Source organism: Citrobacter sp. JUb117, from assembly GCF_024809055.1.
Taxonomy (GTDB): domain Bacteria; phylum Pseudomonadota; class Gammaproteobacteria; order Enterobacterales; family Enterobacteriaceae; genus Citrobacter; species Citrobacter gillenii.
The window spans coordinates 1-21403 of sequence record NZ_JANUFB010000008.1; the positions used below are offsets into that span (position 1 = coordinate 1).

Consider the following 21403-nt stretch of genomic DNA (forward strand, 5'->3'; position numbering starts at 1 on the left):
GGGATCCCCCTGTCGGTGCAGCGGCGTTTTACCGTGCAGTGGATAATGATACGGCAGCAACGGGGCGCGCTGTATGGATATCCCTGATGAGTGGCGAGTTCGGTGAAATCAGCCCATTTACGGTAACGCTGGATATGTTAGCCACTGCCAGAGAGGTTAAAAAGCAGGAGATTAATGCCTGGCGTGATAAGCAGGAGAACAGCAGTGTCATTTTTGAATTTAATGGGCATGCGTGGGACGGCGGCAAAGCGTCTCAGTCCCGTTTGTCTCCGGTTATTGCGGCAGCACAGGCAGGCACGTTGCCGCCCGGTTTTTTCTGGACGGATGCAGACAACCATGATGTTGAGTTAACGACTGAAGAGCTTGTGCAGCTTGCGGGGGCAATGACGCAGGCGATGGTCGTTGAGGGGTTCCGGATCCACGAACGCCAGCGACAGATGAAGGAAGAGGTTGCTGCGCTCGATACACTTGAGGCAATTCGCTCGTATCCGGTGGGATGGCCGGAGGTGGACAGTGAGTAAATTTACGACTCCTGCCGTGCTGGAAATGCTCGATGATTATCGCTGGCGTCTGGTTGAGCCGTTTGAATTCTGGCTGACGGACAGCCCGGATGATGTGATACATGTCCCCGCAGGGTACGTTACCGACCTGGCCAGCGTACCGCGCCTTCTCTGGTCAGTGTTCCCGCCACATGGTCGTTATGCGAAAGCTGCCATCATTCATGACTGGATGTATGAGAACGGGCTCCGGACGAAAAGGGCGGCTGACAGGATTTTCCTGGATGGAATGGCCGTACTGGGTGTACCGCGCTGGCGGCGTCTGATGATGTACTGCACTGTACGTCTCTTCGGGCGGGGCAACTACGAACTGTCACATCAAAAGACAATGTGATTTCAAGAATTCACATATCCGGGATATGAATCAGGGCACAGCAGAACAGGAACCGCGGGCGTTACGTCCTAAGGGGACGGTTGCACCATGAACGGAACAATGAATTTTTTCAGAGGCAGAGAAAATGAAAAGAAATGCTGATTGAAATTAGATGGTTGCAGGTGATGAGTGGGGATTTAGTCACAGGGAGTCGCAGTCACGTCATCTGCAAGAGCGTCACTGCGGTTGGAGGGGTTAATTATCATTTCGGTCTGGATTGTTAGACAACCCAACCCCTACTTTTACCGTAGCGTACAACATGATGCACAGAGCGGAAATTACTGCAAAAATCAATGAAAGGCTGGTTATCATAACGTTTCTTTATGTTCGATGGATTCAATTTATTAGACTACTGAAGAGGTAAAAAGTTCCTGAGAATTATTGTGATGGATATTCAAGACGGTATTAACTGCAACCCACCGTTGCAAAATGTAGAATGTGATCTGTTAATAGTTTCACCTCAGTAATTCCCCAAAGCGTCTCCGTACAGAATGTAGATATAAAAGTCAACTCTAACAGATTGTTTTTAAATGTATTTTTGGTTGTAGTGAGATGATTTTAACATCCGTAACCGTATACTGTCATCTTGAAGGCTGCTATGTATCAAAGCGGACGTTGCTAGTAGGTCGATACAATGAGTAGCTGGGTACCGCACAGTCACTATTGCTGTAAATAAAAACATGCTTTAAAAAACAGTATTGATCTTAAATCTAAAATGAGTAAATTACTACTAAGCAGCACAATGAAAGTAGTTGGTAAGTTAGTGAAAAGTAAGAAGTACTGGGAAAGCCATTTTGTTTTACAGGCCACGAAGTTTGTTGTTTGGGTGTAGTTTGCTTTCAGGCCTTGTAGTATTTGTGCTGGTTCGCAAAATGGTAGTGTTAGCGCGACGATGTAAGGCCTTGTTTTTTTGAGTTCATGCTGGCGGTTTTGTTTGTTTTTTAACCCTGCTGGCAAAGGGCAACGCATCAAAGAGTATATGTCGCGATGGGGGATGTGCTTGTTTGAGTTGCCACGCTTAGATTTTAAAAGCGCAGGCAGTTGTATAACGAGATAAATAGAGGGAGGTCTTTTAGTATTAATACCCTATATTATCTGTAGTTAACGGGTACATTTAAAAGCAGTATAAATAGCAGTATCACTTTACTAAGTCCATTAATGTTAAATCTGAAGTTTGTAGTACCTTAAAAGCCCTGGCTGCAATGGTCAGGGCTTTTAAGATTACCCCCTTTCAATTGTAAATTTCCAGACAAATCATTGACAAAACTAACCTTGATTATTGCTCCGTAAGAGTCCATCATGCCTTATCGGTTTGGCATACAGACCTTATGAAAGCAGTTTTAGTAAAGCAGTCCTCATTTCAAGCGTTATCCTTAGATACTCTTCTGCGTGAGCCTCCTCCTAAGTGCCCAATAAGTCCTCATCTGCAAGCAGGCCATGTTCGCCACAACATGTGGCTCAAGAAAATTAAAGGAAGTATCTATGTCGAATAAAATGACTGGTTTAGTAAAATGGTTTAACTCTGACAAAGGTTTCGGCTTCATTACGCCAGCTGACGGCAGCAAAGATGTTTTTGTTCATTTCTCTGCCATTCAGAGCAATGATTATAAAACGCTCGAGGAAGGCCAGAAGGTTGAGTTCTCGATTGAGAATGGTGCCAAAGGTCCGGCTGCCGGAAACGTAGTCGCGCTTTAATTGCCGATAACGACACAGACGCTTACGACATCGATGACGGCACTGGCCTGAGCAGATAAGCGAACGTGATAAAAAACCCGCCCTGAGCGGGTTTTTGTTTTTCATGGATGGCATGTAGCAAGGGTGACTGCCATTTTACTGCAGTTGCTGGAGTGAAAAAATGAAACCAAATAGTGCAAACCCAATGATGGCGACAAAAAGAAAGCCAATTAGTAATTTCCAGCCCAACACCTGTCCTCCATAAGTTTGTTTAACAAGACGGAGAGATAATAATATTCATGATTCATAAGTCAACCGGTGCAGGTGTCTTTGACAATCGCTTCACCAAAAAAATAATTTTGTGAAACAACCCTGAAAGACACCTATGGGTGTACTATGGGTTAGAAAAGATGTTAACAATGAGGAAATAATATGCACTTTCAGAATGTCATATCATCAAGAATCAAATCCATAAGTTATTATTCATCAGAAAAAGTGCTGGAGGTGGCTTTTGTAGATTCAGTAGCCTATCAATTCATTAAAGTGTCTGAAAAAACTCATAATGACTTTCTAACAGCAAAATCCAAAGGCCGTTTTTATGATGGTGTAATTAAAGGTAAATACCTTTGCCGAAAAAAAGGTTGAGTCTTTAAAAATAAAGTCTAACAAAAGCAAAAGCCCCACCGGGAGGCCTGACTGGTAAGTTTAGAGACGACTTAACCTCCAAACTTTAACGGCGCACTACGCGATAAAGTTAAGCGTTAAATAGCGAAAAACTGCCAGCAGAAGGACCTTTCTGTTAAATTTCAATTATAAGTACTATCTTATGGCCTTCGCTCAAAGTCTTAAAGCTACCGCTCTGAATTGCAGCAAAGTGACAGGAGCGGACGTTGCTAACGACAGTCAGAGTTGAACAGCGGGGAGCAAGTCTTTTTGTCTCCTCACCGTCTGGTCGGTGTCCTGCTGAGACTGCTAATTTCCTGTTTTTTCTAGCGCTGTCCTAGCACTGTCCAATCATGATTGGTGGGCTGGCGGGAGTTGAACCCACCGCCGGTATGAAGAACATAGAACATGAATTATTGTTTCAAAATCGCCTCGGCCATCGCTCTCAGACGATCAATTTGAACGTTTATTTCCGAAACAATTTCTTCAGGTTTCAGTCCCTTGTTAGATTGCACAAAATCTCTAATTTGCATCATTTGATGTGCACGAATTTCTAATTCGCTATACATACTTAGCTCGTCAGGAGCATCTTGCGATTGTTCACCTGTTTCAAACTCTACATAGGTATGTGGCGGATTGTGATAAACACGAGAAATCGGAGTTGGCCACCATTCCTCGCCGGTCACTACGTCCGCATCGAATGGCACAGTTTTGTCAATCTCGATTAATTTCTGAATGAGAACAGAAGTTTTCAAACGAACCTCCATTTAGCCCTAAAGTGGTTATCAAAACGCTACGTAAACTATACAAAATCAGCGAGTTATGATGAAGGCAAAAAAACAAGGCTAGATGCTTTTTAAGCATAAAAGCGCTTTAATTCAATTGGATATAATAAATTGCTAAATCTACTGCTGCGCCACATGGGTTGGGTTGAAGCGGCTGACCTGATTGTTAAAGGTATGGAAGGCGCGATCAACGCCAAGACCGTAACCTATGACTTCGAACGTCTGATGGATGGCGCTAAACTGCTGAAATGTTCAGAGTTTGGTGACGCGATCATCGAAAACATGTAATCCACATTCTGGGTTGTATGAGAACGGGAGCCGAGAGGTTCCCGTTTTTTTATACCTGTAAAATTCCTTCCCCAAAACTCTCGCCAAAACGTTTCCCCAAAACCAGGTTTGGCACTTATGCCAGCTTATCCGGTGCCAGGGGGGAAGAAACCGGACTGTTAGTTTAATTATCATTATATTAATGGATTGTTGTTCTCGACATCTTCCATGTATAAAAGTGTATCGTCGACAGAGTAGTAATACCGTTTGTTATCATTGACATCAGTAACCCATCGGAAAACGCCAGCACTAACAAGTGTTGTAATATATTCCCGAAATGTGGATTCCCCGGAAATATGTGTCTGGGCCGCTTTTTTTACTTGTTCAGGGTCCTTGGTTGTACTGACTTTTAATAAATCTCTTTTCCCTCTTATTAATATTACTTCATCATTCGCTGTAACAGCTCTGATGTTATCAGTAGCCAGGTAGTAAATATAATGAGCAATATTCTGGCGTTTAAGTTCAGAGTAAAACCACGAAAAATTATGTTCCTTTCTCACTTGCTCAAACATCTTTTCAAGAACAGTAACCTGATCCATCAGGGTTATAACCTATTGTTAGTTATGAGAGCGTGTAGTGTGCACGATCAGTTTTGTCGCTTCAATCTGGTCAGATCTCTTGGTGTGGTGCGGATAGCGAGGTTATGGGACGATTAAGGGTTCTCCCAGTAGGGGGGCCTTGCTACGGGGCGGGTGCGGCGCGTAGCAAGGCTGGTTTTTGCATTTTCATCGGCCATCACTGTTAGTATAATTTATTGATATTTAATGAGATAAATTTCATAGTGTCGAATATGTGCGCTTTGTTCATCACTGACGCCGTTTTTAAAAGGTGCTCGCAGGATGCAAGTTTTTTCCTGGGGTGAACTATGGATTGTGAACTAAAAAACTTACAACTAAATGTTAGCCAACTGGCCACATTGTCTGATGTGCATCGTCAGACCATTGCGGTGTGCATTAAAAATGACCGGCACCGCTCATGGCGTGAATGTTCAGTCGAAGGGGAGACAGCCACAGATGTGGCTGTCGTTTCCATCGCTGGTTAGAAGTTGATGCGGAAACCTACGCTACCGGTTACCGGAGACTCGATATTCTCTCCTTTCTGGTAGTTTGCCTCAGCCCACACCCCTGCGTTTGGTGTCAACTGGGCACTCACCCCGACACCGTATTTACCTGTCGTGCCTGAGATATCGTTGGTAAAGTCATAGCGGTTGTTGATCTGCACCTTGTTGTTGTCCGAAAACTCGTGGCTGACTGCAGCCTTGAGGTACGGTTTGACTGTTTTTCCGGCAACGTCAAGATTCATACCCAGATTCACACCGGTCTCGGCCTGCAAAGACTTGGTTGCCCCGATGCTGGCTTTCATGCCGTTATTCAGGCTGATATCCTTCTCATCTGCCCGGAACGCCGTTGTCCGCACGTATGGCTGCGCCCATGTATTCTCATTCAGGCTGAAGGTCTTACCAGCTTCGAGACTGCCGCCAAAACCATTCTGGCTGTAATCTCCCTTCACCGCCGAGCCGTCACTCATCCAGGTGCGCAGCTCATTACTAAAGCGGTTGAATTTGATAACCCCGTCCACGTAGTAGCCGTCATTATCAAACCAGGTTGCATACAAACCACCGCCTGTGCTGTCGATCGTACTTTTTCCACCACGGGCATGCTTAATGCTGTTGTCGGTGTAAGAGAAGAAAGCACCCACAGCTAAATGGCTGTCACCCAGCTCAAAGACCTTGTCGCCACCAGTTTCGAAACCGTTCTGGGTCAGAGAATAGCCTGAGCTGGCCCCGCCGCTGATGCGGTTATCTGAACCTGTATAACGGCCCCATACTCCTCCTGGCGCACGGGTGTTCTGCATCACGTCACCGTGACGGAAACGCAGATTCTGCAGTTCGCTGTTGAAGACGTATGCCGGTGCTGTCGCCATGCCCAGTACCGCGTCGGCAGATTTTGTTGTGCGATGTGCAGGAGACGGCACACCTGCATCCGGGTTACCTGCATCCGGGGTGGTCGGCGGAGTAACCGGAGGTGGGGTGTCAGTCTTCAGATACCAGTTGGTATTTTCCTTGCTCAGGCTGTATTCCCAGGTACCAGCATCGACTTTCCCGCCTTTCAGGGTAAACGCGGCGTCACCGCCACCGGTCTGCACCAACTGAAGTGGCGCACCAGCGGATACTGGCTCCCGGCCGGTATTTTTGATATCCAGCACAAAGTTACCACTGGCGTTGCCCGCGACATTCAGCATATCTCCGGTATGCGACGCGATATCAGTGTTCATCCGGAATGTCCCGCTACCCGACAGGCTCCCGAGCGACAGCGAAACCGCCTGGAAGGCTGGTGTCAGACGCGTGGTTGTTGACGGACGGAAATCAACGGTCCCGTTATCCAGCGTTAATGCGCCGACAGTGGAGTCACCATCGAGATGCCAGACAGATGCACCTTTAATCGCCATGTCACCTGCGCCGGTGCTGTCTCCTGCAACGTTCCCCGTCAGGATAGTCCCGTTATCCAGAGTCAGGGTGGTGCCTGATTGTGTCGTCACATTGGCTTTAGCCTGAAGGGCATCCATCGTCATGGCACCGCCACTCTTAAGGACAATCCCACCGTCCTGAGACAACAGACCGCTGAAGCGGGTGTTTCCTCCTTCCTGTGTCAGGGTACCGGTCCCCGTCAGGGTACCTGCAAAGGCTGCAGCACTGTTGTTGAGGTAATACAGGTTGCCTTCATTTGTGACTACGTCACCGACCAGCGTCCCTTTATCAGTCAGGGTGGTGGTGCCGTAGAGCACACCGCCGCTGCGAATATCCAGCGTCCCGCCGCTGTTGATGGTGGTACTAGTGGCACTACCGCCGCTGGAGACGAGCTGGACGCCGCCGTTGTTGATGGTGGTACTAGTGGCACTACCGCCGCTGGAGACGAACTGAACCCCGCCGCTGTTGATGATGGTACTCGTGGCACTTCCGCCACTTCCGCTACTACTATCGATGGAAACATGCTGAACCCCACCGTTGTTAATAGAGGTGCCCGTGGCACTTCCGCCGTAGATAAACTGCCCCCCACCGGAATTAATTGTAGCGTTAGTGGCACTGCCGCCGGTACTGACAATCTGTTGCCCACCGGAATTAATTGTAGTGTTAGTGGCACTACCACCGCTGGAGACAAACTGACGCCCAGTATTGTTAAGCACGGTGTCCGTGGCACTGCCGCCGTCACGGACATACTGGCGACCACCGCTATTAACAGAAGTCGCCTTGGCGATGCCGCCACTGGAGACAAACTGTCGCCCACCGTTTTCGACCGAGGCGTTCAATGCATTAGCACCGTTGTAGACATACTGGTCTCCACCGCTGTTAATTATGGTGTTCATGGCACTGCCGCCGCTGTAAACTTTCTGGTCACCGCCGCTGTTGATGGTGGTACTAGTGGCGCTTCCACCGCTGGAAACAGACTGATACCCACCGTTATTAATGATGGTGTCCGTGGCACTGCCGCCGCTGGAAACAAGCTGAACCCCGCCGTAGTTAATGGTGGTATTTGTTGCCGTATCATTAGCATTCAAAACCATGGATGAGTTTGCTCCGCCACTCTCCAGCGTCTGATTGTCGTAGGTCGCCGCCAGCACGGGCTGTGACGGCATAAGCAGGCCCGCAATCAGCCCTGCCAGCGCGGTTCGCTTGATTTGACGGGGGCGTCGGCCCCCTTTACGGGTCAGTTCTGAGGTTACGACCCACGTTCCTGTGGATTCATTCCAGACAGTGTTATAAACCTTATTCATTGCTTACTCCTTTTTTCAGGGTGGCCTCAACACCCTGTTCAGTTAAAGAACGGTGAAGTTTATTGATGACGCCATTGACCTGGGCGCCGGTTATCAGTCGGGTACATTCAAATTGCCGGTCGGTGTTTTTATGTCTCGGGCACCACAGAAAATCGTGGTGGTCAAAATTCAGCGATGTATCGTCCCAGCATCCATAGCAGCCATGGGGGTTAAATACCCGCCACGGGGTATAAAATTCGCTGTTCGGGAGGCTGAAGCCACTTATCAGCACCACCGGAATACGGGCAGCCCATGCCAGCCATGACAGGCCGCTTGGCAGGCCAATGAAGAAGCTGGCATGGCGAAGGAGGTTCACCCGTTCCTGAAGGGGGAGCTTGCCGGTAAAGTCTTCGGCTCCCCAGGGAATGTGATTCCAGACAAAGCCCTGGCCGTAATGGGCATCCCGGTCAATGCACAGTACCCGGTAACCCAGTAATTTCAGGTGTGCGACAACCTCACTCCAACCAGTGCCGTTGTTCCAGTACTTCGCCTGACAGGTGGACTGTGTGGCGATACACACATAAGGCTCCTGGATAACCCGGGGTGCAGACAAGTCAAGTCGGACGGGGGCTTCACGCGGGTCAACGCCCAGAATGTAGCCTGCAGAACGATGGAAACCGACTTTGCGAAAATCCACGGGCTGATTATCTGTATCGCCACCAAAGTAGAGACCTACGCGGTAAGTTGCGTAAGGCGCTACCGTGCGTGGATTATCCGGCGTGGAAAACTGTATCTGCGGGTACTGAGGTGCCAGCAGGTCGATAATGTCCTGTGCCATCGTGCACTCCAACTGGCACTTGTGCAGAGTCTGGAAGCGTTCGACATAAGGAAACCAGCCGAGCAGGTCGCCTAACGTCCCGGTGGGGAATGAAATCAGCACAGGCCGGTCTTTTAATTTCAGGGTTTCATCCAGCAGGGGAGTCTCTTCCCCCTGACGGAATACCTGAATGCGGAAGCGCACAAAATATTTCTTACTACTAGTCACCCACCCGTTATCTGCATCGCAGCAGAAAAGAATGTTATCGGAGTCGGCATCAAGCAAACGTACGTGCCATTTCCCTTCAGGAAGCAGAACACGAGCGCCATCATTAAAATCATAAAAGATATTTTCAGGTCCGGCCTGCGTTGGAATATCAGGAGGAGGGATAAAAAATGTATTCTTCAGCGTTGACATATTCCCACCTTAAAAATATATAAGCGTTGAAAAGTACAGAAATTATTAAGTATTAGTTGCGGAAAACTGACAACAGTATCCGCAACCTCATGCACCCAGGATGTGTAATGATTTTAATATCGTCTACCGGTTACAAATTTGAGATGCTCTTAAAACTCACTGCATTACTCGAAAATATTGAATGGTTACGCAGGGAATTCATTCGGTTGTTTCGTTTTTTGATATCTTATAATAATTAAGTAGCGCATTAACAACCTGGATGACATGCTCAAATCTGCTGATGCATACCCCAAAGTAGCCATTGCTAACACCATGTTTATCGCAACAGTGAGATCTTGGGCGATTCAATACAAAATAATCGTGCAACGCCCTGATGATTTTATCGCTGCGGATGGGGGTCAGTTCGATCAGAAACCAGAACTCATCATCAGACATATTTCCTGAAGGAAGAATATGATTCTTTTTTTCCAGGAAAGAGCCCTGCTGAGGTTGCTGGCTATGTTCTTTTATGTATTCCACCTTCGTCTCCATTAAGCATTATCTAATTCATAACAAGGACTGTTATCATTAAAAACAATACCATCCGGGAGCGGTTGGAAGTATACCAAAGTGAATTTCAAGAAAAAACAAAAACTAGTAGTGTAAAAATCTGACATTATAAATAATAGTATATTTTTATGCTAATTAATGTTGGTTATTCAAAATATTATTTTGCAAAAATGTATTTTATTGGAATTATCATCTTTTTTTAACAATGTTGAATTTGTTTTGTTTTTTGAAATTAGCAACATTTCAAATATGGCTTATCTATGAAAATGGTAAACAATGTGATTATTTTTTGAGATATCATCAGATGCTTAATTTTCTCAAGGAACAATGTTGCTTTAAACTATATAGCGTTGTATTAACTATTTTCACAATTTAACAAAGAAATCTTCAGGGGATTACCAAACCGTGCAGGGTGATAAGTACGACAATTCCAACCACGTCACTGCTTTGACTAAACGTGTTTAATTGCTGATATGAATATATACTGACCTTCAGCGATGAAGATTACTCCCCAACGACAGAGTGTGGAGGTTTAAATAACTTCATAGGAACTGCGCCACTCCTGGAGTTAACAGGAGATGAATCTATGAGTTTTTTACTTCATCATGAGTAATTTAATGAAATAATGACTGCCCCACATGGGTTGGACTGAAGCGGCTGACCTGATCGTTAAAGGTATGGACGGCGCGATTAACGCCAAGACCGTAACCTATGACTTCGAACCTCTGATGGACGGCGCTAATCTGCTGAAATGTCCAGAGTTTAGTGACGCTATCATCGAAAACATGTAATCCAGACTCTGGGTTGTATGAGAACGGGAGCCGATGGGCTCCCGTTTTTTTATCTATGGAAAACCCCAAATAGGCTCTGTTTCTTAATCCGGCTATCTGATCAATAGACAGGACTAACCTGGAGGATATCTATTGCGGGCATGCTGATTTTTCAACGACGTGTATCAACGGACATTTCGCCATTCATACTGTTTACCCGTGGTATCCATGATGAAAATAGTTTTATCGTAATTCATTAACCAGGAACTCAGCGTATTGATTGGCGCACCCTGACGATGAATACCCAGCCACAACTCCGCAAGCGTATTAAGATCATCGGAAGACCACTGGGTACGATAATCCCCAGTGAGTTTAGTTTTTGCATCAACCAGTTGGCTGTACCAGATAAACATCGGAATATGCAGCGCCTCTTTTGGCGGTGTGACGCCACCGTGTGAATAAACGACTGCGCGCTTGGGGTCTCGGATCAGTGCATGATCGGAAAAATACATTACAGATGAGCGGGTATTTTGCAGTGCACTAAATATGTTGCCCATAAGTGTGTCAGTATAACGAATAGAGTTGTCGTAACAATCATCAGCCTGACTTTCCCCGGCTAATATAGTACTACTTTCAGGAAAACGCTCACAGGATGGTTCATGGCTGCCATAGAGATGCAGCACAATTAGTTTCTTACCGGGCTTCTGTAAGGCATTTTGCAATAATGGCAGTAAGGCCTCATCATAGCCATGATCCACCCATTCTTGCTGATGGGCGTTCATGGCAATCCCGGTAATAATATTGTTATGCGCCCCCCCTTTTCCTTGACGACTATACCAATAAGTATCGTAACCAGCTTTGTTACTGATATTGATAACATTATCGCTATATTTTCGAGGATCGTGGGCGTTCACGGAATCCGCTGTCATTGCCATTGGGACAGCCATAATGGTCACCGGTGCCGGGGCAATCGCGTTTTGAAACAGCAAAAGCTGATGTTTTTGCTTGATGAGTTCAGGCGTTGTATCTCTTGGATAGCCATAGAGCCCCATATTTACCGTACGTGCAGACTCTCCAATAATAAGTACATAGTTTTCAATGCCGGTATCGGTTAAAGTAATTTTATAATCTGGTATATTGTTACCGATATCAGACATGATAGAGATATCCTGTATTGCCTGCATAAACACTTTTCCGGTACTGAGGGGAGTGGCAGACAGGACTCGTTGCATCAGGCTTTCAACATTACTTTTCCTTATTTGGTGTAGATATGCCTGGCCAACAAATGCAATGATGGTTATAGCAAGAAGAATAGGGGGATAGCGATGAAATCGATACGGTATCAGGTTTGCTCCAGTATTCGCCGCATATATAAAAAATGCTGCTAACGTGACAAACGAAAGACAATCGCGCCAGTATAACCCGAGCATCCCTTTGGCCTCACTCGGCGTAGTATCCAAAATACTTAGCGCGAAACCATAGCTAAATTCTGTTCTAAAGTTATGCCAGGCATATAATTGAATCGTAGTGTCCAATGCAACGGGGATCAAAATCACAACGGCCAGAGTATTTCTCAGTAAATTATGCTGTATGCATCGCAATGAAAACATGATCAATATAAATACTAGCGTCCGGTTGATTACCGCGTTATATTTCGCAGTTAAAATATTAACACCAAAAACTATTAGCACGGAAATAATGAGTGGGGAAGCTTCAGATAGTCGCGAAACCTTTTCAGCTGTTTTAAGTCTAAGTTGGATGAACATAATTTATAATTAACTGATCCGATTTTTAAATTAGAGTAAAGCGTATGTAGCGAAATTGTCTCTAGCTTGTTCGCTCTTTTGTGTTTATTTATGCAACTGTGTACTGATGAATAAGTGATATGGCTACGACTCGTGTAGGCCTGCCTACGGCTGAGTACCCGTAACGTCAATGTAACTCGAATTATTTAGTTTTTATTCTGCTTATCCCGTTAGTTATGAAACAGAACGCATGCCTCAACGCGTTAATCTAATCACTGGCTGGCATTCAGGCGTGCGGGCACAAGCACATCACTCTGATGAAAGCATTCCGTTCCTGTAAGAAATAAGCTTGGCTGATTTAATACTATACAGTTTTTGGACTGGATCAGCTAACATCATATATATGTATAAATGGATATTCCCCAAGATCTTCCGGCCATGTTACTGCTCGGAGCCGGTTGATTGTGTCGCAGGGACGGTGAGTTTTTATTTGCCACGAAGCAACACTTTTAGGCGTAGCAATCTGCTTTTTAGATCTTTTTTACCGTACATTTTGAACAAATAAAACCATCTGTTTTTTCCAAGGTAGTTTAGCTTTGTCAACTCCGGGTTTAAGTAATGGCACATGATGAAAATCCCTTGATCATCATCAACTATTTTATTTCTAAGGGTCTTTATTTGGCAGCGGCGTACCAGTTTATAAAACGCTTGCCATTTTTCTTGTGTCGCAACGATGGCACCGCCAATAATATAAGAGCGATTATTGATCATGTGTTCAAAAACATGATCAATGGATTTGGGGTTTAGACCACGTTTAACTGTGAATAAATTTACTTTACGTTTATCAAATGGATAATTCCATAAGGATAAACCGTTTGTGACTTCCGGGTTACGGCAATAGCCGAAATCAATCCAGGCAACCATCTCATTGTTAACAAGATTCATCTCTAACGCTTTGTTTATGAAATAAGCTTTCAGGTTACACACCAGCACGTACTCAGCGGACCAATATTCAGGGTTTATTAGCTGGCGCGTTTCAAGTCTGTTTCTGAAAGCATCATCTTTTTGGATGTCGTGAATTTTTTGCCGAATTGCAGTGAACTTAGTGTTAATGTCAAAGGTAACAACTGTGGTTTTTTTACCCGCTCTAATTTTTTCAATTGCTGGTTTAAGGTCGCAAGAGGTAAAAATGATCATTTCGTTATCCAGAGTGGATAAGTTTTTAAAATAATCAATGTAAGTTTCAGGCGTTCTCTCTAAATGTGGCGAGAAACCTTTATTGGCTGTCCAGTTACCTCGTCCAATATCAAAAAATGCTGTAACGATAGTTATCGATGAATCCATTTCCGTCAACCTGCGTACTTTGTACTTATCCAGTAGGTAATTATATAAAAATAATAAGTCTGACATTTTTAGACACAGTTTATCAGTCCCCACGCCAAACAGGAAGTTGAAATCCATACAGTAAGTGATACGCGTGTTGATCTAAAATTCTGGTAGTTGACAGCAGTGAATATATTCTGTGATTTTACGGACTGTTTGCAGGTGCAGAGACAACATCAGAAAGAGGCCGGGCGATTCGTTATAGCCCGGCCTGTAGGTGAAAAACCAATTAGAACTGGTAGTTTAACGACACCCAGTAGTTGCGGCCCGGATTGACGTATCCGGTTGTGGATTGTGCGGTCTGGAAGTAGTCGCCCGCGTAGGTGCTGCTGCGGCCGACCTGATACAGTGTGACGTCGCTAAAGTCTTTATCTAACACGTTATTTATCGCCGTATTCAGCGTCAGCTCCTTGGTCAGCTTATAGGACATGCCCATATCGAGAACGGTCCAGGCTTTTAAATTGGCCCCTTTATCATCGTACACGGCTTTTTGGACTGCACTAAGGTTGTCATAGTTTTCGGTAAAGCGTGGGGCTTTACCACGATAGCGTGCGCTTAACCAGGCATTCATATCTTCGGTTGCCTGCCAGTTCAAACGGGCGTTAGCCATATGTTTGGGGGTATAGCTCAGCGGTGCGCCTTTGTTTTCGCCATCTTTTTGTTTGCTCTGGGTATAGGTGTAGTTGAGCGATAAGCTCAGCACGTCAGACCAAAGCGGGAAGGTGCTGGCGAATTCAACGCCGTCCGTTCTCGCCTTGCCGCTGTTGGTATAGCTGTTGGTATTGTCATCGATGGAATACGAGACAATTTTATTTTTGTATTCGGTGTAGAAGCCAGTAACGTTGGCGTTCAGCCCCGCGTCGTTCTCATAGTACAACCCGGTTTCATAGCTGGTGCTTTCTTCGGGTTTAAGGTCGGGGTTGCCGACCGTATTGACGGTTCCCTGAGCGGTCACACCGCTGATGCCGTTGTGCAACTGGCTGAGTGACGGGGCTTTGTATCCGGTTGTGACGCCACCTTTCAGGGTCCATTCTTCCGATACGTCCCACACCATGTAAGCTCGTGGGCTAAGGTGTCCGCCAAAGACATCGTTATGCTCATAGCGAGTGCCTGCGGTCAACGCCAGCGAGTCGAGAATATGCCACTCATCTTCCGCGTAGGTCGCCCAGGTTTTCTGGTGGAATGTCTCACCGGTATTGGCCAGCACCACCCCGTCTTTCATGCGGGCATCCCAGTATTCTCCGCCGAGAGTAAGCAGATGCGAATCACCCAATGGCGTCAGCAGGACCGAGTCCAGGATGACGTTGGTATTTTTCAGTTCACGAGCGTCACCGGCCCGGCCCGCGTTTTCTGGCGTGAGTGCGGATGAGACTAGTTGGCGGCCTTTGTTCTCGGTTTCATTCCAGCCCACGGAGGATTTCCAGGTACCAAATGTTAATGCGGTATCGTGACCCAGCGTGACCTTATTACGTTCATAGCGCAGGGTTTTATCGTATCCGCCGGTGAGATTACCCAACTGCCCATCATCATTGTCATAGCGCTGTCTGGCGGAGTCGAGATCCAGCCACAGCGTATTATTTGCGCCGGTTTTCCAGTCCAGACGGGTACCGATGTTGTAGTTTTCAGATTCCGTTGGATATGGCACGCGCGTCGATGTGGTATCGCTCAGAGAGGTGACGCTGGAGCCTTGTCGTTGTGTCGTGCTGCCGCGTACCTGCATGTCCAGTACACCAGCAATTAGCGGGCCGCTTGACCAGAAGTTGGCTACCGTGCTGTTACCCCATTTATTGCTTTCTTGCAGGTTAACGCCGGTATTAATGGACGTGCTCCATTTGTCCGTACTTCTCTTGGTAATGATGTTAACGACACCGCCGATAGCATCTGAACCGTACAGCGTCGACATGGGACCGCGGATCACTTCAATATGATCGATGGCTGCCAGCGGAGGCATAAAACTGGTGTTCATGGCAGAGAAGCCGTTGGGCGTCACGTCACTGCTGCCATTTTGACGAATACCGTCTATCAGGATCAGCGTATAGCTGGCAGGCATGCCGCGAATACTGACCTCCAGACCGCCGGTTTTACCGGTGTTGCTTTCAACATCAACCCCTTCAACGGAGCGCAGGGCTTCACCTAAGTCATTATATTTATTGGTTTGTAATTCTTGTTGAGAAATAACCGACACGCTGGCAGCCGCGTTGGTGATCTTTTTTTCGTAACCCGACGCGGTCACGACCATGACATCATCGGCGAAGGCATAAGTACCGCTGAATCCAAGGCAGGACAGAACGACAGAGGCAACAGGTTTTAAACGCATAGTCAAACTTCCTTTGTTAAAAATTCAAAGGCAGTAAGATAATTGATGAAAATGATAATACAAATAATTATCATTACAAATTTACATAACTTGTCACTCTCTGTATATTTCTTGAATAAATATACATAAATTGTCACTAATTTTAGATAGGGAGTAATGACAAAACGCGTGAGTAGTTTTTACGGTAATTATTAATATTCATTTAATATGAGATTGAATAATAGAGAAGGAGATAAAAATCACGGCAGTGAATCACTGCACGTCGAGAGGTGAGAATTCGACAGTTGTATGATGTTTTTTTAAAATCGTCATACTTTTCTGCGCTGTATCATTTTTTTAGCCAAAGTGGTCCGCCATAATCCCTTCCCCAGGAGACCTCACAACGGGTATGTGCTGTTGTGCGGTATAAAAACAACGCAAAAGCGGGATAAGGTAATGATTAACGGCAAGCTGGCACGGTTGACGTGCGCACTGACTCTGGCATTTTCGACCTCCCTTTTCGCAGCACAACCGGCGGTGGAAGGGCAAACATTGAAACTGGCAATTGGACCCGAACCCACGGAGGGATTCGACCCGATGCTAGGCTGGAGTCACGGCAGCTATCTGCTCCTGCATGCACCTTTGTTAAAACAAAATGCCGATATGAGCTGGGGAAGCCTGCTGACGGAGAAGGTGGAGACCAGCGCTGATGGGAAAACCTGGACATTAACCTTAAAACCCGATCTTAAATTCTCTGATGGCTCCCCGCTCACGGCGGAAGATGTGGTATTTACCTTCAACAAAGCCGCGAAAAGCGGTGGGAAAATCGACATGGGGAATTTCACCCATGCCCGCCTGAAAGATAATCGCACGGTAGAAATGACGCTACGCAGTCCGCAGAGTACGTTTGTGAACGTGCTGGGCTCGTTAGGCATTGTTCCGGCAAAACAATACGATGAAAAAACCTTTGCCAGAAATCCAATTGGCGCAGGCCCTTATCGGCTGGTGAGTTTTCAACCGGGCCAACAGCTGATCGTCGAAGCGAACCCTTGGTACGCGGGTAAGAAAAATGATTTTAGCCGGCTGGTGTTTGTCTTCCTGGACGAAGATAACGCTTACGCGGCCGCACGCAGTGGTCAACTGGGGCTGGTGCGTATTGCGCCATCAATGGCCGTTGCACCTCAGCAAGATAATTTGAAGCTGTGGGTTCGCAACAGCGTAGAGAACCGGGGGATCGTGTTCCCGATGGTCCCTGCGGGTAAAAAAGATGCTAACGGTTATCCGGTCGGTAACGATATAACGGCCGACGTCGCGATCAGACGGGCTATTAACTACGCCATCGATCGTAAGCAACTGGCTGAACAGGTTATGGAAGGCCACGCTATCCCGGCATACAGCGCGGTGCAGGGACTGCCGTGGCAGGGACCGTCGGTTGCGTTTAAAGATGGCGACAGTGACAAAGCGCGCGCGCTTCTGGAACAGGCTGGCTGGAAAGTTGGCCCGGATGGTGTACGTGTAAAAGACGGCAAAGCAGCTCGTCTGACCTTATGGTATGCGAGCGGCGACAGTACGCGTCGTGATTTAGCCGAAGCGGTGCGTGCCATGCTCGAACCTGTTGGCATTGCGGTGTCGCTGCAATCCGGAAGCTGGGAAACCGTTGAGCGCCACATGCATTCGAATCCCACGCTGTTTGGTTGGGGGAGTTTAGATCCGATGGAGCTTTTCCATCACTACAGCGGGCAGGCCGCGGGCGTTGAGTATTACAACCCCGGTTATTACAGCAATCCTGCGGTTGAACAGCATCTCAAACAGGCCATTGATGCGCCGGACTGGCAAAAAGCAGTGCCTTTCTGGCAGCAGGTGGAGTGGGATGGCAAGCAGGGTGCAGGCGTTCAGGGTGACGCTGCGTGGGCATGGTTGCTGAATATCCAGCATACTTATCTGGCTAATCCGTGCATTGACCTGGGCAAAGGGGCGCCGGAAATTCACGGCAGCTGGTCTGTGCTCAACAATCTTGATGAATGGACCTGGACCTGCCGTTGATGAAGTCTGTTGTGGGTCATTTTCTGCGGCTGATCGTATTGTTGGTGCTGGTCGCTGCTGGCACCTTCGTCTTGCTCAGCTTCTCGCCGGTCGATCCGATTCGTGCCTATATTGGTAACGATCTCCTGCATGTTCCGCCAGAACAGTATGCGCGTATCGCCGCACGCTGGGGGCTGGATCAGCCGCTGTGGGAGCGTTTCGGGCACTGGTTTGCACGCGTCTTACAGGGTGATCTCGGATATTCGATGCTGTTTAATGCACCGGTCGCCAGCGTGATCAAAGAGCGTTTTGCGACCTCATTTGCTCTGCTCTGTGGCGCATGGTTGATGTCGGGGTTACTGGGTACGGCAATGGGGTTCGTTGCCGGGCGCTTCCTGAACCGCTGGCCGGATAAAATGATCTGCCGCTTCAGCTATCTGCTTTCATCGTTGCCAACCTTCTGGATAGGAATGCTGCTTCTGGCCGTGTTTGCGGTGCGCTGGCCGGTGCTCCCGGTCTGCTGCGCGTGGGAGCCTGGCAACAGTGGTGATATGGCTGGCTTCACTGAGCGTCTGCGTCATCTGATTCTTCCGGTATGCGCCCTCAGTTTATTAGGGTTAGGGCAAATTACGCTGCACACCCGAGAAAGTATCGCCAGCGTGATGAAAAGCGACTTCGTTCGCTTTGCTCGCTCGCAGGGAGACAAGGGATGGTCGCTGCTGCGCCACCAGGTCCTGCGTCATGCGATAACGCCTGCGCTGTGCCTGCAATTTGCTTCGCTTGGCGAACTTTTTGGCGGCGCATTGCTGGCAGAAAAAGTCTTTGCGTATCCCGGACTGGGGCAGGCGACCATTGATGCCGGATTACGCGGCGATGTGCCGCTGCTGATGGGGATTGTCTTGTTCAGCACCGTGCTGGTGTTCATCGGCAACTCGCTCTCTTCCTGGTTAGTCCATGTGCTAAATCGCGCGGTGGAGCGTCCAGATGCTCTATAACCCAACCCCAACGTTGATTCGCCTTCTACTGTCTGCGGGCGGTTTACTCTTCATCGCCATTTATGGCAACGCTACGCTGGATAACGCACTGAGCGTTAATCTGCTGGCCCGCCATCTGCCACCGGATGCGCTGCACTGGTTTGGCACCGATAATCTCGGGCGTGATTTATGGGTGCGCTGCTTTCAGGGGGCGTTAACCAGCCTGCAAATTGGTATCGGCGCGGCGGTGTGTAGCGGGGTAATTGCTTTATTGATGGCGGCGGTTTCGCGTTTGCATCCGCGCATGGATGTTCTGATGCGCTTAGTCACTGACGCGATGTTGTCGATGCCGCATCTGCTGCTGCTGATTTTGATCTGCTTTACCCTCGGCGGTGGTAAAAGTGGGGTGGTGCTGGCGGTTGCGCTGACCCATTGGCCGCGTCTGGCCTTGATCCTGCGCGCGGAGGCGGAACGTGTCGCACACAGTGACTACCTGATGCTGACTCGGCGGTTGGGACACGGGCATTTTTACTGCTGGCGTCGTCACTACTTACCTGCGCTATTGCCACAATGGTTGACCGGGACGTTGTTGATGTTTCCGCACGCGGTGTTACATAGCGCGGCGTTAAGTTTTCTTGGTTTTGGGCTGGCGCCGCATGAGCCGTCGCTGGGTCTGTTGCTGGCGGATGCGCTGCGATTTATCAGCCACGGCAACTGGTGGCTGGTGCTGTTTCCGGGGTTAATGCTGTTCAGCCTGGTGATGTTATTTGATCAGTTTGCCCGGGCGGTACATCGTTTGTGGTTGAGAGGTGACGCATGTTGAGTTTACAGCAGATCTCGCTGGACGTGGCGCGCTATCGTTGGTATGGCGCGAGAAAGTGGTCATCGCTACTCCAGGATATTTCTTTTGATATTTCCCCCGGTCAAATGGTGGCATTAGTCGGCGGCAGCGGGGAAGGTAAGAGTCTGCTGTTGCAGTGTCTGCTCGATCTGTTACCAGACAATCTGCGCGTTCAGGGCGCGATAACCCTCGATGGAAAAACGCTGGATCGTAATGACATCCGTGCATGTCGCGGCAATACCTTTAGTTATGTACCGCAAGGGGTTCAGGCGCTTAATCCACTGCTGACCATTGAAAAGCATTTGAAAAGAGCGAGTCAACTCTCCGGTCATCCCTGGGACGCGGGGAAGGTAACGCAACTTCTTGAACGGAGCCAACTGGACAACAGCGTATTAGGTGCTTTCCCGCGCCAACTGTCCGGTGGGATGGCAAAACGTGTTCTGGCGTGCCATGCGTCACTCAGTCAGGCGCGCTATATCCTTGCTGACGAAATTACCGCCTGGCTGGATGCGCCTTTGGCGAATCAACTGCTGGGGCATTTACGAGGCCTTTGCGAGCAGGGCTGTGGTGTGCTGTGGGTAACCCACGATCTCACGCTGGCTGCACGCCATGCGGACCGGATTGTTGCCCTGCATCAGGGACGGGTATCGGATAACGTGAGTCGGGAACAGCTGCTGCGTGGCGATATCAGCGAATATTTGCAGCGGCAATGGCGGGCGTTACCTGAGAGAAACCAACTATTTGGAGAGCTGAATGCTGTGCTGTCGTGATGTTGTTATACGCCAGGGCGGTAAGGTGCTGTGGCAAAACCTGACGTTCTCGCTGGCTGTCGGGGAGCGCATGGGGATTTGCGCTCCTAGCGGGACCGGGAAAACCACGTTGGGACGCGTGCTGGCTGGCTGGCAAAAACCAACCTCCGGTGAGATTTTAGTCGATGATAAACCGTTACCGGTCGGGCAATATTGCCCGGTACAACTGGTGCCGCAACATCCTGAATTGACGTTCAACCCCTGGCGAAGTACCGGTGATGCGGTGCGGGATGCCTGGCAGCCGGATGCCTCAACGCTCGCCCGTTTACATATCAATCCCGAGTGGTTAACCCGCCGACCCGGGCAGCTTTCTGGTGGTGAACTGGCGCGTATTGCGCTACTGCGCGCGCTTGATCCGCGCACGCGTTTTCTCATTGCCGATGAAATTACCGCCCAGCTTGACCCTTCTATTCAACGAGATATATGGGCGCTGCTTCTTGAAGAATGCCAGCGTCGTCCGTTAGGAATGCTCATCATTAGCCATCAGCAGGCATTGCTTGATCAGCTTTGTTCGCGAAGGTTGCCCTGGACGTAGTCGTCCTTTCTCCGTGTGGCCGATTTATCGCTGCGGATGAATTTTGCATAACCGCGTTGATTAAATTGTTACGTTATATTATAACAATTCACTCGCAACCATATTGAGGGTGAAAT

At 48.1% G+C, this 21403-nt stretch carries 18 protein-coding genes and 3 pseudogenes; 12 read left to right on the forward strand and 9 right to left on the reverse strand.

Translation table 11 applies throughout. The features are described 5' to 3' along the window. Together M2374_RS17685 and M2374_RS17690 are read left to right on the forward strand one after the other, a co-directional pair. Positions 1–521: DUF4376 domain-containing protein (locus M2374_RS17685; RefSeq protein WP_259155294.1), on the forward strand; the 521-nt coding region annotated here is incomplete at its 5' end. Then, positions 514–891 (forward strand): DUF1353 domain-containing protein, encoded by a 378-nt coding sequence (locus M2374_RS17690; RefSeq protein WP_259155295.1) that lies wholly within the window; start codon positions 514–516, stop codon positions 889–891. The genes M2374_RS17685 and M2374_RS17690, both read left to right, overlap by 8 nt. A gap of 234 nt (positions 892–1125) precedes the next feature. Here the strand turns inward: M2374_RS17690 and M2374_RS22290 are convergent, their stop codons facing one another. Continuing rightward, complete coding sequence (locus tag M2374_RS22290; protein WP_275051828.1) at positions 1126–1242, reverse strand: YnaM/YnfT family protein; 117 nt, start codon at positions 1240–1242, stop codon at positions 1126–1128. A gap of 1170 nt (positions 1243–2412) precedes the next feature. Here M2374_RS22290 and cspG point away from each other — a divergent pair. Further along, positions 2413–2625, forward strand: a complete 213-nt coding sequence (gene cspG / locus M2374_RS17695; protein ID WP_048221209.1) for a cold shock protein CspG — start codon at positions 2413–2415, stop codon at positions 2623–2625. A gap of 411 nt (positions 2626–3036) precedes the next feature. Beyond that, on the forward strand, positions 3037–3249 hold the full coding sequence (locus tag M2374_RS17700) for a KTSC domain-containing protein (RefSeq protein ID WP_181595513.1): 213 nt from the start codon (positions 3037–3039) through the stop codon (positions 3247–3249). Positions 3250–3680: 431 nt separating this feature from the next. Here M2374_RS17700 and M2374_RS17705 read toward each other — a convergent pair whose 3' ends face one another. Continuing rightward, positions 3681–4022 (reverse strand): hypothetical protein, encoded by a 342-nt coding sequence (locus tag M2374_RS17705; RefSeq protein WP_249418281.1) that lies wholly within the window; start codon positions 4020–4022, stop codon positions 3681–3683. Positions 4023–4172: 150 nt separating this feature from the next. Here M2374_RS17705 and M2374_RS17710 point away from each other — a divergent pair. Beyond that, positions 4173–4340, forward strand: a pseudogene (locus M2374_RS17710) (isocitrate/isopropylmalate family dehydrogenase); the annotation flags it as partial. Between the two features lie 173 nt (positions 4341–4513). On the opposite strand, the gene M2374_RS17715 reads toward M2374_RS17710, so the two are convergent. After that, positions 4514–4918: a DUF1398 family protein gene (locus M2374_RS17715; RefSeq protein ID WP_117342950.1), complete on the reverse strand. Its 405-nt coding sequence runs from the start codon at positions 4916–4918 to the stop codon at positions 4514–4516. A gap of 326 nt (positions 4919–5244) precedes the next feature. Between M2374_RS17715 and M2374_RS17720 the strand changes: the two are divergent. Next, a pseudogene (locus M2374_RS17720) lies at positions 5245–5340 on the forward strand (terminase); the annotation flags it as partial. A gap of 77 nt (positions 5341–5417) precedes the next feature. On the opposite strand, the gene M2374_RS17725 reads toward M2374_RS17720, so the two are convergent. From M2374_RS17725 to M2374_RS17735, 3 genes are all read right to left on the reverse strand, one after another. Then, on the reverse strand, positions 5418–8150 hold the full coding sequence (locus M2374_RS17725; protein WP_181688225.1) for an autotransporter outer membrane beta-barrel domain-containing protein: 2733 nt from the start codon (positions 8148–8150) through the stop codon (positions 5418–5420). Further along, on the reverse strand, positions 8143–9363 hold the full coding sequence (locus M2374_RS17730; RefSeq protein WP_181688224.1) for an autotransporter strand-loop-strand O-heptosyltransferase: 1221 nt from the start codon (positions 9361–9363) through the stop codon (positions 8143–8145). Before M2374_RS17730 ends, M2374_RS17725 begins: the two co-directional genes overlap by 8 nt. A 198-nt stretch (positions 9364–9561) precedes the next feature. Continuing rightward, entirely contained in the window at positions 9562–9882 is a 321-nt protein-coding gene (locus M2374_RS17735; RefSeq protein ID WP_249418280.1) for an adhesin biosynthesis transcription regulatory family protein, read from the reverse strand. Between the two features lie 659 nt (positions 9883–10541). Between M2374_RS17735 and M2374_RS17740 the strand changes: the two are divergent. Then, positions 10542–10703: pseudogene (locus tag M2374_RS17740) on the forward strand (NADP-dependent isocitrate dehydrogenase); the annotation flags it as partial. A gap of 164 nt (positions 10704–10867) precedes the next feature. Here the strand turns inward: M2374_RS17740 and M2374_RS17745 are convergent. The 3 genes from M2374_RS17745 to M2374_RS17755 form a co-directional block, all read right to left on the reverse strand. Continuing rightward, positions 10868–12448: a phosphoethanolamine transferase gene (locus M2374_RS17745; RefSeq protein WP_181688221.1), complete on the reverse strand. Its 1581-nt coding sequence runs from the start codon at positions 12446–12448 to the stop codon at positions 10868–10870. 465 nt (positions 12449–12913) lie between these two features. Further along, positions 12914–13771: a protein YibB gene (yibB, locus tag M2374_RS17750; protein WP_181688220.1), complete on the reverse strand. Its 858-nt coding sequence runs from the start codon at positions 13769–13771 to the stop codon at positions 12914–12916. 268 nt (positions 13772–14039) lie between these two features. After that, positions 14040–16127, reverse strand: a complete 2088-nt coding sequence (locus M2374_RS17755) for a TonB-dependent receptor (RefSeq protein ID WP_181688219.1) — start codon at positions 16125–16127, stop codon at positions 14040–14042. A 435-nt stretch (positions 16128–16562) separates the two neighbouring features. Here M2374_RS17755 and M2374_RS17760 point away from each other — a divergent pair, with 435 nt between their 5' ends. From M2374_RS17760 to M2374_RS17780, 5 genes are read left to right on the forward strand one after another with little or no spacing between them, the layout of a single operon-like run. After that, a complete protein-coding gene (locus tag M2374_RS17760) occupies positions 16563–18149 on the forward strand; it encodes an ABC transporter substrate-binding protein (RefSeq protein ID WP_181688218.1) in 1587 nt (528 codons plus the stop codon). Then, entirely contained in the window at positions 18149–19123 is a 975-nt protein-coding gene (locus M2374_RS17765; RefSeq protein WP_181688217.1) for an ABC transporter permease, read from the forward strand. The genes M2374_RS17760 and M2374_RS17765 overlap by 1 nt, the downstream gene beginning before the upstream one ends. Next, positions 19113–19925 carry an ABC transporter permease gene (locus M2374_RS17770; protein ID WP_181688216.1) on the forward strand — a complete coding sequence of 271 codons (813 nt, stop codon included), beginning with the start codon at positions 19113–19115 and terminating at the stop codon, positions 19923–19925. Before M2374_RS17765 ends, M2374_RS17770 begins: the two co-directional genes overlap by 11 nt. Then, the gene (locus tag M2374_RS17775; RefSeq protein WP_181688215.1) at positions 19919–20713 is read left to right on the forward strand and encodes an ATP-binding cassette domain-containing protein; all 795 of its coding nucleotides are present in this window, start codon (positions 19919–19921) and stop codon (positions 20711–20713) included. Before M2374_RS17770 ends, M2374_RS17775 begins: the two co-directional genes overlap by 7 nt. Then, on the forward strand, positions 20697–21287 hold the full coding sequence (locus M2374_RS17780) for an ATP-binding cassette domain-containing protein (RefSeq protein ID WP_117342959.1): 591 nt from the start codon (positions 20697–20699) through the stop codon (positions 21285–21287). Before M2374_RS17775 ends, M2374_RS17780 begins: the two co-directional genes overlap by 17 nt. The last annotated feature ends 116 nt before the right edge of the window (positions 21288–21403 follow it).

Coding starts and splice junctions, on each gene's coding strand:
- M2374_RS17715 (WP_117342950.1), bottom strand. CDS start 4,918: ATGGATCAGGTTACTGTTCTTGAAAAGATGTTTGAGCAAGTGAGAAAG.
- yibB (WP_181688220.1), bottom strand. CDS start 13,771: ATGGATTCATCGATAACTATCGTTACAGCATTTTTTGATATTGGACGA.
- M2374_RS17765 (WP_181688217.1), top strand. CDS start 18,149: ATGAAGTCTGTTGTGGGTCATTTTCTGCGGCTGATCGTATTGTTGGTG.
- M2374_RS17730 (WP_181688224.1), bottom strand. CDS start 9,363: ATGTCAACGCTGAAGAATACATTTTTTATCCCTCCTCCTGATATTCCA.
- M2374_RS22290 (WP_275051828.1), bottom strand. CDS start 1,242: ATGATAACCAGCCTTTCATTGATTTTTGCAGTAATTTCCGCTCTGTGC.
- cspG (WP_048221209.1), top strand. CDS start 2,413: ATGTCGAATAAAATGACTGGTTTAGTAAAATGGTTTAACTCTGACAAA.
- M2374_RS17745 (WP_181688221.1), bottom strand. CDS start 12,448: ATGTTCATCCAACTTAGACTTAAAACAGCTGAAAAGGTTTCGCGACTA.
- M2374_RS17760 (WP_181688218.1), top strand. CDS start 16,563: ATGATTAACGGCAAGCTGGCACGGTTGACGTGCGCACTGACTCTGGCA.
- M2374_RS17755 (WP_181688219.1), bottom strand. CDS start 16,127: ATGCGTTTAAAACCTGTTGCCTCTGTCGTTCTGTCCTGCCTTGGATTC.
- M2374_RS17775 (WP_181688215.1), top strand. CDS start 19,919: ATGTTGAGTTTACAGCAGATCTCGCTGGACGTGGCGCGCTATCGTTGG.
- M2374_RS17780 (WP_117342959.1), top strand. CDS start 20,697: ATGCTGTGCTGTCGTGATGTTGTTATACGCCAGGGCGGTAAGGTGCTG.
- M2374_RS17770 (WP_181688216.1), top strand. CDS start 19,113: ATGCTCTATAACCCAACCCCAACGTTGATTCGCCTTCTACTGTCTGCG.
- M2374_RS17725 (WP_181688225.1), bottom strand. CDS start 8,150: ATGAATAAGGTTTATAACACTGTCTGGAATGAATCCACAGGAACGTGG.
- M2374_RS17700 (WP_181595513.1), top strand. CDS start 3,037: ATGCACTTTCAGAATGTCATATCATCAAGAATCAAATCCATAAGTTAT.